The sequence below is a fragment of the Pseudomonas sp. P4_B4 genome (assembly GCF_056402255.1).
In genome coordinates this window covers 101,291-113,233 of the sequence record NZ_JBFUHS010000023.1, presented here as the reverse complement: position 1 = coordinate 113,233, position 11,943 = coordinate 101,291, and the positions used below count along the sequence as shown (strand labels likewise).

Sequence of the window (11,943 nt, the reverse complement as noted above, 5' to 3'; positions counted from 1 at the left end):
ACTCAATGGCGATACGGACAAACGGTGGGTTGCCCCTGGCGAGGCAATCTTGAATAATCGTTCAACTGAGAATTATTTGCAGATAGTCATGACTCCCATTACTGCTGGCCTCCCCCGAATCCTGTCCATCGAAGACGACCTTGTGCTCGGCGCCTACGTTCATGAGCATCTGGACCGCAGCGGCTTTCAGGTGACCTGGTGCCAAAACGGCCAGGATGGCTTGGACATTGCCCGCCGACAGCCTTTCGACGTGGTGTTGATGGATATCCTGCTGCCGGGCATGGACGGCCTGGCGGTACTGACCCAGTTGCGCCAGAGCCATTCCACCCCGGTGTTGCTGATGTCGGCCCTTGGTGCCGAGGCCGATCGCATCAGCGGCTTTCGCCTGGGGGCCGATGATTACCTGCCAAAGCCCTTCAGCATGGTGGAGTTGCGGGTGCGCATCGAAGCCATTCTGCGGCGGGTGGCACTCGACCGCCGACCCGCACCCGCAGTGCCGGCCCCGTCGATGGACAGCCTGCGTTTCGACGATGAAAGCTTCGAGGTCTTTTACGGCGAACAGGCCGGTGGCCTGACCCGCAGCGAGTATCGGTTGCTGGAGACGCTGCACCGCAGCGCCGACGAAGTGCTGAGCAAAGCCTTCCTTTATCAACAGGTGCTGCAACGCGGTTACGCGGCCCATGACCGCAGCCTGGACATGCACATCAGCCAGATCCGCCGCAAGCTCAAGGCCATTGGCTACACCGAGCGCGAAGTGCGTACGGTATGGGGCAAGGGTTACATCCTGAGCGCCGCCGATGAAATGTAACTTGCCGGGCAGGCATTCGCTGTTCTGGAAACTGGCTTGTCTATTGGTCGCATTCTGCCTGCTGATGATCTGGTTGAGTTGGTCCTGGGGGCGTTACATGGAGCAGCGCAACCAGTTCCTCTCCGATGAGGCCCGCGGCACCCTGACGCGCTACGCCGCCGAGGCCGAAAAGGCCTGGCAGCAGCGCCAGAGCGCCGGTGTCGATGACTGGCTGCAAGGCATGCATCAGCGGGAAAAAGGCTGGGTCGGTGTCATCGGCGGTGATTTGCAGTCTTTGAGCAACCAGTCGCTGACGGACAAGGAAGTCGAACGCCTGACTTTTTTGCGCGGCCTCGATTGGCCGATCCACAAGAAAGGCCGGCCGTGGATACGCATACCGTTTCCCGGCGACCCGTCCGCCGGCAGCCTGGTGATCGAACTGCCCGAACGCTTTCTGCCTGGGCAATACCAGGTGTTCTGGCGGGTGATCACCAACGGCGTGATTCCGGGGCTGTTCACTTTGCTGCTGTGCGTCGGGCTCTACCGTTTGCTGGTGGTGCCGCTCAATCACTTGCGTGAGCAGGCCAACGCCTGGCGTGCCGACCAACTGAATGTGCGCCTATCGAGCCGCACCACCAATCGTTCCGATGAATTGGGTGAGCTGGGGCGGGCGTTCGATCACATGTCCGAGCGCCTGCAAGGCACCGTGGCCTTGCAGCAGCAACTGCTGCGCGACTTGTCCCATGAATTGCGTACACCATTGAGCCGCCTGCGGGTGGCCAGTGAAAGCGAGCAGGGGCTGGAGCCATTGCGCGAACGCATCGGCCGTGAGGTCGATGGCATGCAGCGCCTGGTGGAAGACACGCTGCAACTGGCGTGGCTCGATACCGAGCGCACCCGATTGCCCGACGAAGCGATCCAGATCCAGGCCCTGTGGGAAATGCTCACGGAGAACGCCTGCTATGAAAGTGGCTGGCCCGATACGCAGTTGCAATGCACGGTGGATTCTTCCTGCTGGGTTCGCGGTCATCTCAACACCCTGGCCCAGGCGCTGGAGAACATTCTGCGCAATGCCATTCGGCATTCACCGGCTGGAGGCATTGTCCGATTGGGCGGTCGTCGTGATGGCGATTTCTGGCACCTGTGGCTGGAAGATCACGGCGGCGGCGTGGCGGAAGCGGATCTGGAGCGGATCTTCCTGCCGTTCACCCGACTCGACGGTTCGCGGCCGGGGGATGGTGGGTTTGGCCTGGGCCTGAGCATCGCCAGGAATGCGGTGCAGCGTCAGGGCGGGCAGCTTTGGGCGCAGAACACCGGGAGCGGGTTGCGGTTGAATATGCGGTTGGTGATTCATTAGGCTATTAGGTAATGCGTTTGGAGGCGAGTATCCCTTTACAGAAGCACTGGATTAGATAATAGAAGCATTGAGATTGTTATGCCTGACAACAATCGTTTGCTCAATTGCTCAATTGCTCAATTGCTCAATAGCGCGTTGACTTCGGCAATATCTACTTCACTTAATGTCCCTACCGCAGCCTTGAGTCGTAACTGGGCTAATAATGTGTCATAACGGGTGCGGGACAATTGCTGAACTACATCACTGAACTTGCTTTGAGCCTCTAATACATCAATACCAACTCGTATTCCAACCTTATAGCCGATCTGATTGGAGGCCACCGCCGAGCGTGAGGAGGTTTTCGCTGCTTCGAGCGCTTTCACCCGCGCCATTCCATCCATTACACCTGACCAAGCCTCTCGCACTGCTTGCGCCGCAGCACGACGTGCATCCTCCAGTTCAAACTCAGTTTGCTCTTGCAACACCACCGCTTGCCGAGTAGCAGAATCTATTCGACCGCCACTGTACAACGGCATACTCAAACGCAGTCCGATGCTAGAGGAGTCGGTGCGTTCTGTATTGGCATTAGGATATTGCTGCATGTTCTGACTGATAACCAGGTCAATAGTCGGTAGGTGTTCGGCCTTACGAATACGTACTTCGTTGTCCGCAATGAGTAGGAAAAGCTCCTGTGCTTGTACATTAAGATTATATCGCTTGGCCGCCTTAATCCATGCGTCAAGTTCTGCTGGTTGCGGAGAATATAGGGTCACATTTTCTCGCAGTCCCCTCAATTCGCCAGGGTGCTGTCCAGTAATTCGAACTAAGGCATATCGAGCTAGATCAAGCTCGCTTCTGGCTTTGATAAATTGCGCCATGCTTTTATCAAAACTAGCCTGAGCCTCATGCACATCGACAATGCTGACGTTACCCAATTCAAAGTTCTTTTTAGAACTTGCCAATTGTTCTGCGTCGGCAGTTCGGAGATTCCGAAGGGACTCAAGCACGTCAGTTGCACTCAGAACTTCAAAATAGGCTTGAGCAACTCGCAGCAGCAACGCCTGCTCTGCACTTTCAAGATGGATTTTTGCTTGCGTACGTTGAAGTCCTCCCTGCTGGAACTGAACCCAGTTTTGTAAGCGAAAAATAGGCTGTATCAACTGGATACCGTAACTACGATTCTGTCTGTTGTATTGAGCGTTACCCGTTGGGAACTGGTAATCGGTTTCCATCCAATGGGTCTGAGCATCTATTGATACTTGGGGTAAAAGCCCCGCTCTTCCTTGTACCCAGTGCTCTTGCTCCACGCGTTGATGGGCTTTCGCCGCCGCATATTGAGCATCATGAAGCAATGCTAGTTGGTAGATTTGCAGAAGATCAATGCTTTGCGCTTGTGCAGCCGCCCCCTCTAGCAGCATTGTTGCTCCAATAACAATTTTCCTGGCAGCCATCACTCTGTGACCCTCGCCTCATCAAGGCGAACGTCCTCCACCACTACACCTTTATCTAAGCAGACAAGACGTTTAGCGAAAGCAATGGTTTCACGACGGTGAGCAATAATGACTCGAGTCATAGGCATTTCACCCAACGCCTTTATTACATGCTGCTCACTGTGTAGATCCAGATTGCTGGTGGCCTCATCAAGCACAAGAATTTTCGGCTTCCGGTACAAGGCGCGCGCAAGAAAAATGCGCTGCTTTTGCCCGCCGGATAGCCCAGCGCCCATATCTGTGACCCGCGTCTGATAGCCCATGGGCATATTGGTAATTGTCTTGTGGATATCCGCAATTTGAGCTGCTTCCTTCACACGCTCCTGACAGAAGTGAGGATCGAAACAAGCAATATTTTCAGCTAGAGATCCAGCCAGCAACTGATCCTCCTGCATTACAGCGCCTACTAAGCTGCGACATGCTTGAGGCCCAAGCTGACGCATAGATATTCCACCAATCAAAATCTCCCCCTCTGTTGGTGTGAGCAAACCGAGAATTAACTTAAGTAATGTGGTTTTACCACAACCAGAACGACCGACAAGTGCAACTGAATCCCCCGCATGGATCATGAGCGATAGATTGTGAATTACCGAGGGCTCACCTTGCGCGTATCGGTATGAAACGTGCCTGAGTTCAATGTGGGGTTTTATGCATTCAATATCTGTTTCCATCGGCCCATCAGGCTCCGGCGTTTCTAAGGCGATATCAGCCAGGCGCTCGGCATGTAGCGAAAGCATCCGAATTTCGATGCCCAAATCAATCAGCTTGCTTGCTCGTCCAGAAAATTGGGTCTTGTAGGCGATGAATGCCAGTAACATGCCCAATGATAGTGCGCCTTGGAGAACGGAGGAACCACCGACAAAGAGCAGCAGCATCCCTTCTAATCCAAAGATCAGAGTGTTCAAACTGGCAAATACCAACAATATTTTCTGTGTTGTTACGTCTCGATTTTGAACATCCGCTATCAGATTTTGCCAAGTCGCCAATCGCGACGGGGTAGCATTGAAGAGCTTGAGAGGTAAAACAGCCCTTATTGTTTCCAGGAAATAGGAGTTTTCTCGTGCGCCCAGTACGATGCGCTCCTCAGCAGCATTGCGGAGTGGGTGATAAAAGGCCAGTCGTAGGACGCCATACAATACCAGAGCGATCAACACGATAGCTGTTAGTGCGCGGCTGTAAAAAAGCATCATGGTTAGTGTTGCTATTGAAACTAATCCATCAAGTACTCCTGTGATAGCTCCGTTGGTCAATATCTTGCGAATGGCAGCAAGTGACTGAAAGCGGGCTGCAATATCCCCAATTTGGCGCTTTTCGAAAAACGGCCAGGGTAGACGCAGCATATGGCTGAACAAATTACTCGACCACTGTATTGCTAACTGCTGTCCCAGACGTAATGCCATCCAGCCTTGAGCCATCCGTAGAACAAAATCAATCACCATCAATAGACAGCCCCCCAGTACTGCCAGTAACAGCAGATCATGATCAGAGGAAACCAGTGCACCATCAACCACCCACTGAGTAACTTGAGGGGCGAGCAGGGCGACTATTTCCAGCGCCAGTGCAAGTACAAATATGTTGCCTAAAGCGCGCTTTAGTCCGGTGGTTCGGCCAATCAAATCGTGCAGGCGAACTCGGGATTTTTGTGACCCAGGGCGAAAGGTTGCGTTAGGTGTCAATTCCAGTGCTACACCAGTGAAGTGCCTTGAAGCCTCAGATGATTTCATCACCCTGCGACCAAATGCAGGGTCCAGCAGAGTCAGGCTGTTCCCCTTTACTCTCTCCAGCACCACGAAGTGATCCATGTTCCAGTGCAGGATGCACGGTGTACGCAACATGGATAACTCCTCCAACTCTAACCGCACAGGCCTGCAGGAAAAATTTAGTGAATGAGCATGACGCATTAATTGAGATAAGTTTGTTCCCTTTAGAGAGATGGAGAAGTGTCTGCGCATGCTCATAAGGTCCACGTGCAACCCGTGAAATGCGGCGATCATCACTAGGCAGGTGAGGCCGCACTCTTGGCTCTCTGCTTATAGCGTTATTTTCATAAGTCATAACATCCTGATAAATTAACGGTGTGATTGGTGTTGGGAGAGTTCCAGGATGTCTAGATGGCACAGTTGGGTGATCAATCCGAGCAGTTTGTTGGTTGGTATTTCCGGAAGAATTGTGATGAGTGTTGCAATACTAATGCCGGGTGCTTTGGCTATGGATGAAATCAGTTTTTTGCTTTGATTATCAAGATTTAGTCGTGTGCCATTGGCAATGATGTGGCTGGAAGTTTTGTTGTGATGATTGTTTGTGCATAGTTTAACTCCGAAGTGATCGGTTAGTGTGCCAGTGTTCGGATTACCAAAAATCTCCAGAGCCAGTGCGGACTCAACTCGCGTTGCACCAGTGAATTCATCGAGGAAACGATGGTAGTTGTCTGGGTTGATGATCATTTCATTGAGGTGTTTTCCTGTCAGTGAAAGGGAGTCCTTATCTTGCTGCCAATTATAAAGTGACCGTCGTGAGCCAGTGAAAGACTCTAGTCGTTTGAGTGACCATGATAAATAATCAATTGTATACGCTGGGAAAGTACCTACTGCAAGATGGAAGGTGGCCTCTCCCAATGGTAAGGGGTTATGCCACCAGCCTCGGGGGAGATAAAAAACATCACCCGGCTCAAGAATAATGTCCATATAAGGATTGGGTGGGCAAGGATAGTGCTGTTCGTAGTCTTTGCTTTGTTGGGTGTATAAGGGATGCTCCAATGACGGCTCGTAAATTATCCAACGCTTACGCCCGATTAATTGAATCGCAAATACATCCCGTGTATCCCAGTGGCATCTAAAGGAATCTTTGTAACCGAAAGCCAAGTATGCACTGCTTACGACTTGCCTGCCGGTGAATGTTGCAATCTGATTTGAAAGATGGCTGATCTTGGGTGAGTTTTTAATTTTGTTGGCGATTAGTGTGGCCCCATTTTTAAGATTTTCATATACGACGGGTTTTATCAGGCGGTGACGTAAGATCCCGATATCGAGATAGCTCTCCACATACTCAGACTTGGGTCGTATACCGTTTAGCGAGAGTTTGAAGTCATTGGAAGCAGCGTCGCTGTTGCTATAAATGTCGTTTACGTCTTTCCACGAGAATTCAATTTCAGAAACTGCTCCCTTAAGAAGTAATGGTTTCTTCTCTTGGTAATGTTCAAAAAAGTCACCAAAAGGCATGTTGAACGCTATGCTCATAAACGTAGACCTTGGGAGCCTGGCTTTAATAGAGAAGCCAGGCTCAATTATGAGTTAATTGGTTAATTGTAATTTGTGCCGCCGTAGTTCGTTTCGGCTGCATTGACAGCACTTTGAACCTGGCCGCCTAGCATGCCGGAATAAAATCCTACTTCGGCGCCAAGAATGGATGCAGCAGTTGTTTGTGCGACCCCCATGCCAGCGGGGCCCAGTATAAAACCTGCTGCTCCCCCAGCCACTGCGCTTGCACTCAGGCCGGCTATATCACCCTGCCCTGTAGCCATTGCACCTCCAATATAAGTCGCCGCGCCCGTTACGGCACCAACAACGGCTCCGGGTGGGCCAACTGCACCAGAGACTAATTCAAAATCACATATTGTTAATTCGCGCATGGTTACTCCTTGTTTTGTGTGAGGTAAGTTGTGAGAGTGTAATTGTTCACTGCTAGGTAATGAGTTTTATTGTCCATAGCGCAATGATAGGGATGATGTGAAGTAAGATAAAGGTTATGCATAGGCTTTTGTATGGTCCCCATCGTAAGCGCAATAATCTGAATGTGCCATAACAGAAAGAGAAAAATAAAATAATTATAATGGCGGAAGTTGTGGCGGTTGATGCGGTGCCTTCTACAAAATGAATGCCCAATACTTCCATGCTCCATCCTTTACTCGATTCATCAAGGTTTTGGTCAGTCATGGAATTATATTCTCTCTGTGTTTTTATTTGCGGCTTGATTGTGTGGTTGTTATTGTTGCTTTTAAGTTTGATATTTTGAGTTGATTATTTTTATTGGTGAGGGGATGAGAAAAATTGGTTCGGGCGGCTGATGGTTGGGATGGTAATTCTCTTGGTGTTGTTTTTTTATCCTATAGATGTAGGGGGTGCCTTTTTTTTGTTTTCCAGTTCTGCTGCGAATAACTCAGTCCTTGAGCTGACTCCTTTCTTGCGAAGTATTGAAGAAACGTGGTCGCGTACTGTGAAGTCACTTATTCCAAGTGAAATGGCGATTTGTTTGTTGGTGCGTCCTTGAAGAAGTGAATGTAGGACTTCTTGTTCCCGTTTTGTCATTTGTTTATCACTTCCTGCTGTTTTTGTTTGGGTTTTGTTTAGTTGAAGTGTTTGCCTGTGAGAGAGTAAATTGGCTCCAGAGCCCATTCATAAAGACGACGTTTGTCCTGGACAATATCAGCTTCCAATAGCATGCCGGCTTGTAGAGGGTGTGAATTACCGTATACGGCGATCGTCTGTGAGTTGAGTGCAACGGTTGCGCGATAGAAAAGTTCAGGAGATAGGGTCGTGTTTTGAACAGCGTTTGCAATATGGGTCGGCAACTCCTGAACCGCGTAGGGGCTTTTCGCCAAGTCTACGATCTGTCCTCGTGCCATGCCGAATTTTTGATAAGGATAGGCAGAGTAACGCATTAATACGGTCTGCCCTGGCTCTATAAACCCCGCTTGGTGAGAAGCAACATACAGGTGAGCGGTAAGATCTGCTCCTAGAGGGATCAGGCTGGCTAGCAGTGAGCCGACCTGGATTTGTTGACCCGTTTGCACGCTCAAGCCAGTTACTGTACCGGCAAGCGGTGCCACGCTTATTTGTCTTCGGCGAACATCATTTTCCGCCTGCTCCTGTCTGATCAGGGAGATATTGTTATCTATCTCAGCAGTCTCTGTACGATGCCGCAATTCAACCTCTTGCCGTTGCGCAAGCAGTTCCATGCGTTCGCGATTGAGACTCGCACGAGCGCGTTGAATACTTTGCTGTTGACCCAGTAGCGCCAGAAGTTCTCCTTCTCCTTTTTGAAGTTGTGCAACTGAAATGAAGTCCTCCGCCGCCAGTTTGTGCTGTCGCTGGTGTTGAGTTTCAGCCAACACTACACGCCTTTTCAGCAGGCGTACTTCTTCCCGAAATTGACTTAGCTCTTGGGTAATTGCGGTAAGACGGCCATCAAGCATGATTAGCTGTCCTGTCCGACGCTCGTTCGCCAAGTTAAGGTTGCGCTCCAGAATCAGAATGCGTTGAGTAAGCTGCTCCGAAATGAGATTTTGTGTACCGCCCGTTGTACTGAAGCGTTCACCGGAAACAACGAACAGTGCTTGGCCGATCCCTACGTCTTGACCTTCCTTAACAAGAACCTCTGTCAGAAACCCTGTGCCTGGAGATGTTAAGCGCAGCATTCCCTGTTCTGGCATAAGCAATCCATTGACAGTTGCTTTGCGGGTGTAGGTACCGAAATAAGCATAGGCCATCAACAGCAGTATCAACGTGCTAGCCAGAATGGCGGCTACACAATATCCCCATGGTTGATGGATCAGCACGCTACCGAAGCGCTGTTCGTTCTTCGCGGTAACAACTTCAGTGCGAAATAAAGTCAAGTTTTCGGACATTGATTTAGAGTCTTCTGGAGGATAGGAGTGCCTCATCCCGATAGGGAGCGTGGAGTGCAATCAAAAGACTATCGATGAAGCCCCTCGCCCAACAGTTCATGCAAACCGCCAAAACCTGCGGGAAATATCCTAGGAAGTCGTCCTGAAAAGTCATCGTGTATTACAGCATCTTCGCGAACAAGCCTTCTTCCTACAGGTCTATTACCCATCCATGTAGGATTCCACTCGGCACAAAGCTCACCCTTATTCCCATAAACCATAAGCACCACACTTTGCGTGATATGGCCTGGCAACGTTTGCCGGTATGATAGGCACCCCCGCAGTCTGGATTGCGAATACGCCATGACCTTGCAGTACCCAACCATCGCCGATTGCGTCGGCAACACTCCGCTGGTCCGTTTGCAGCGCCTGCCCGGCGCCACCAGCAATACCCTTTTGCTCAAGCTCGAAGGGAACAACCCGGCGGGTTCAGTCAAGGACCGTCCGGCGCTGTCGATGATCACCCGCGCCGAACTGCGCGGGCAGATCCACGCTGGCGATACGTTGATCGAGGCGACCTCGGGCAACACCGGGATCGCCTTGGCCATGGCCGCTGCGATCAAGGGTTACAGGATGATCCTGATCATGCCGGACAACTCCAGCGCTGAGCGTAAGGCAGCCATGACGGCCTATGGCGCCGAACTGATTCTGGTCAGCCAGGAGCAGGGCATGGAAGGCGCCCGTGACCTGGCGCAGAAAATGGAAGCCGAAGGTCGCGGCAAGGTGCTGGATCAGTTCGCCAACGGTGATAACCCCGAGGCGCACTACACCACCACCGGTCCGGAAATCTGGCGCCAGACCCAGGGCACGATCACCCATTTCGTCAGCTCCATGGGCACCACCGGCACCATCATGGGCGTGTCGCGCTACTTGAAAGAGCAGAACGACAACGTGCAGATCATCGGCCTGCAACCGATGGAAGGCTCGGCGATCCCGGGTATCCGCCGCTGGCCTCAGGAATATCTGCCGAAGATCTACCAGGCCGACCGTGTGGACCGTATCGTCGACATGGCCCAAAGCGAAGCCGAAGACGTGACCCGTCGACTGGCCCGCGAAGAAGGCATTTTCTGTGGCGTGTCCTCGGGCGGTGCCGTGGCGGCGATGTTGCGCCTGTCCAAAGAAGTTGAAAACGCGGTGATCGTCGCGATCATCTGCGACCGCGGCGACCGTTACCTGTCGACCGGCATTTTCGACGCGCCCAACTGATGGCCAAACATGAAAGAGGCCTGCGCTTCCAGCCCACCGGCGGCAGCAAGGCCCCGCAAGTCCCGACCGGCAAAAAGCAGCGCCTGACCATCGAGCGCCTGGCCAATGACGGTCGCGGTATCGCGTTTTTCGAAGGTCGCACCTGGTTCGTCATCGGCGCATTGGCCGGTGAAGAGATCGAGGCGCGGGTGCTCGGTGCCCACGGCAAAGTGGTCGAGGCACGCACTGAACGGGTGTTCAAGGCCAGCGAATTACGCCGCCCGGCACCGTGTGCCCATGCCGGCCGCTGCGGCGGTTGCAGCGTGCAGCATCTGCCCCACAACGAACAGCTTGCCCTGAAACAGCGCATGCTCGCCGAGCAGCTGTCGAGGGTCGCGGGCGTCGAACCCGAAGAGTGGGCGGTGCCATTGAGCGGTGCGGAATTCGCGTACCGGCGTCGCGCCCGCGTGGCGGTGCGCTGGGACATGAAGGCGAAAAAACTCGAAGTCGGTTTCCGTGCCGCCGGCAGCCAGGACATCGTTGGTATCGATGACTGCCCGGTGCTGGTACAGCCCTTGCAACCGATCATGAGCCGTTTGCCGGAGATGCTGCGGCGCTTGAGCAAACCCCAGGCACTCGGGCATGTGGAGTTGTTCAGCGGCTCGACGCTGGCCGTGTTGCTGCGGCACATGGCACCGCTGTCCGACGCCGACCTGACGATCCTCAAGGATTTCTGCGCGTTCCACGAAGCCCAATTGTGGCTGCATGGCGACGGCGAACCGCAACCGGTCGAGGCCGGTCAGTCGTTGGGTTATCGCCTGGAACAGTGGGATCTGGAACTGGCTTACCGGCCAGGGGATTTCATCCAGGTCAACGCCGCAGTCAACGAAGCGATGGTCGCCCAGGCGCTGGACTGGTTGAAGCCGACAGCGGATGAACGTGTACTCGATCTGTTCTGCGGCCTGGGCAACTTTGCCTTGCCGCTGGCCAAGGCCGCTCGTGAAGTGGTGGCGGTCGAAGGCGTGCAGGTGATGGTCGATCGGGCAGCGGCAAATGCGGCTAGCAACAATTTGCATAACGCGAAGTTTTTTCAGGCCGATTTATCCCAGCCTTTGACGGACGCTGAATGGGCCGCTGAAGGCTTTTGTGCGGTACTCTTGGACCCACCGCGTGACGGTGCTTTCGAGGTCGTGCGCAAGCTCAAGACCCTGGGCGCCGAACGATTGGTGTATGTGTCGTGCAACCCGGCAACTTTGGCGCGCGACACGGCCGAATTGATCAAGCAGGGCTACCGGTTAAAACGTGCCGGGATTCTCGATATGTTTCCTCAAACGGCACATGTCGAGGCCATGGCGTTATTTGAAGCGAGCTAGGATGCTCGTCTGGTCCGACTGGCCCGCCCGTGCAGCCGCGCACCCAGCCCGACGTGGGCGCACGGGCAACGAAGGTCAGCGATTTGACGCATTGAATCTGCGTCGTAGGG

General features: G+C 53.0%; 10 protein-coding genes and 1 pseudogene. 4 read left to right on the top strand and 7 right to left on the bottom strand.

Features of this window, described 5'->3' with window-relative positions; genetic code table 11:
* Positions 1-88: 88 nt before the first annotated feature.
* Both AC1DVE_RS22290 and AC1DVE_RS22285 read left to right on the top strand, forming a co-directional pair.
* The gene (locus AC1DVE_RS22290) at positions 89-808 is read left to right on the top strand and encodes a response regulator transcription factor (RefSeq protein ID WP_477784186.1); all 720 of its coding nucleotides are present in this window, start codon (positions 89-91) and stop codon (positions 806-808) included.
* Positions 798-2,144, top strand: coding sequence for a sensor histidine kinase (locus AC1DVE_RS22285; RefSeq protein WP_223533020.1), 1,347 nt, complete (start codon positions 798-800; stop codon positions 2,142-2,144). The genes AC1DVE_RS22290 and AC1DVE_RS22285 overlap by 11 nt, the downstream gene beginning before the upstream one ends.
* A 116-nt stretch (positions 2,145-2,260) precedes the next feature.
* Here AC1DVE_RS22285 and AC1DVE_RS22280 read toward each other — a convergent pair whose 3' ends face one another.
* From AC1DVE_RS22280 to AC1DVE_RS22250, 7 genes and pseudogenes are all read right to left on the bottom strand, one after another.
* The gene (locus tag AC1DVE_RS22280; protein ID WP_223533022.1) at positions 2,261-3,574 is read right to left on the bottom strand and encodes a TolC family outer membrane protein; all 1,314 of its coding nucleotides are present in this window, start codon (positions 3,572-3,574) and stop codon (positions 2,261-2,263) included.
* Complete coding sequence (locus AC1DVE_RS22275) at positions 3,574-5,229, bottom strand: peptidase domain-containing ABC transporter (protein ID WP_477784192.1); 1,656 nt, start codon at positions 5,227-5,229, stop codon at positions 3,574-3,576. Before AC1DVE_RS22275 ends, AC1DVE_RS22280 begins: the two co-directional genes overlap by 1 nt.
* A 57-nt stretch (positions 5,230-5,286) precedes the next feature.
* A pseudogene (locus AC1DVE_RS22270) lies at positions 5,287-5,628 on the bottom strand (cysteine peptidase family C39 domain-containing protein); the annotation flags it as partial.
* A gap of 54 nt (positions 5,629-5,682) precedes the next feature.
* Positions 5,683-6,849, bottom strand: coding sequence for a JmjC domain-containing protein (locus AC1DVE_RS22265; protein WP_477784185.1), 1,167 nt, complete (start codon positions 6,847-6,849; stop codon positions 5,683-5,685).
* Between the two features lie 62 nt (positions 6,850-6,911).
* Entirely contained in the window at positions 6,912-7,241 is a 330-nt protein-coding gene (locus AC1DVE_RS22260; RefSeq protein WP_223533026.1) for a hypothetical protein, read from the bottom strand.
* A 469-nt stretch (positions 7,242-7,710) separates the two neighbouring features.
* Complete coding sequence (locus AC1DVE_RS22255; protein WP_223456113.1) at positions 7,711-7,917, bottom strand: LuxR C-terminal-related transcriptional regulator; 207 nt, start codon at positions 7,915-7,917, stop codon at positions 7,711-7,713.
* Positions 7,918-7,955: 38 nt separating this feature from the next.
* On the bottom strand, positions 7,956-9,236 hold the full coding sequence (locus AC1DVE_RS22250; protein ID WP_223456114.1) for an HlyD family secretion protein: 1,281 nt from the start codon (positions 9,234-9,236) through the stop codon (positions 7,956-7,958).
* Between the two features lie 342 nt (positions 9,237-9,578).
* Here AC1DVE_RS22250 and cysM point away from each other — a divergent pair, with 342 nt between their 5' ends.
* The gene (cysM, locus tag AC1DVE_RS22245; RefSeq protein ID WP_046043004.1) at positions 9,579-10,481 is read left to right on the top strand and encodes a cysteine synthase CysM; all 903 of its coding nucleotides are present in this window, start codon (positions 9,579-9,581) and stop codon (positions 10,479-10,481) included.
* Positions 10,481-11,833 carry a 23S rRNA (uracil(1939)-C(5))-methyltransferase RlmD gene (rlmD, locus tag AC1DVE_RS22240; protein WP_223456115.1) on the top strand — a complete coding sequence of 451 codons (1,353 nt, stop codon included), beginning with the start codon at positions 10,481-10,483 and terminating at the stop codon, positions 11,831-11,833. The genes cysM and rlmD overlap by 1 nt, the downstream gene beginning before the upstream one ends.
* The last annotated feature ends 110 nt before the right edge of the window (positions 11,834-11,943 follow it).

Excerpts from the sequence above, each read along its gene's own strand:
- AC1DVE_RS22280 (WP_223533022.1), bottom strand. The coding sequence starts at position 3,574 with ATGGCTGCCAGGAAAATTGTTATTGGAGCAACAATGCTGCTAGAGGGG.
- AC1DVE_RS22265 (WP_477784185.1), bottom strand. The coding sequence starts at position 6,849 with ATGAGCATAGCGTTCAACATGCCTTTTGGTGACTTTTTTGAACATTAC.
- AC1DVE_RS22250 (WP_223456114.1), bottom strand. The coding sequence starts at position 9,236 with ATGTCCGAAAACTTGACTTTATTTCGCACTGAAGTTGTTACCGCGAAG.
- AC1DVE_RS22285 (WP_223533020.1), top strand. The coding sequence starts at position 798 with ATGAAATGTAACTTGCCGGGCAGGCATTCGCTGTTCTGGAAACTGGCT.
- rlmD (WP_223456115.1), top strand. The coding sequence starts at position 10,481 with ATGGCCAAACATGAAAGAGGCCTGCGCTTCCAGCCCACCGGCGGCAGC.
- AC1DVE_RS22255 (WP_223456113.1), bottom strand. The coding sequence starts at position 7,917 with ATGACAAAACGGGAACAAGAAGTCCTACATTCACTTCTTCAAGGACGC.
- cysM (WP_046043004.1), top strand. The coding sequence starts at position 9,579 with ATGACCTTGCAGTACCCAACCATCGCCGATTGCGTCGGCAACACTCCG.
- AC1DVE_RS22260 (WP_223533026.1), bottom strand. The coding sequence starts at position 7,241 with ATGCGCGAATTAACAATATGTGATTTTGAATTAGTCTCTGGTGCAGTT.
- AC1DVE_RS22290 (WP_477784186.1), top strand. The coding sequence starts at position 89 with ATGACTCCCATTACTGCTGGCCTCCCCCGAATCCTGTCCATCGAAGAC.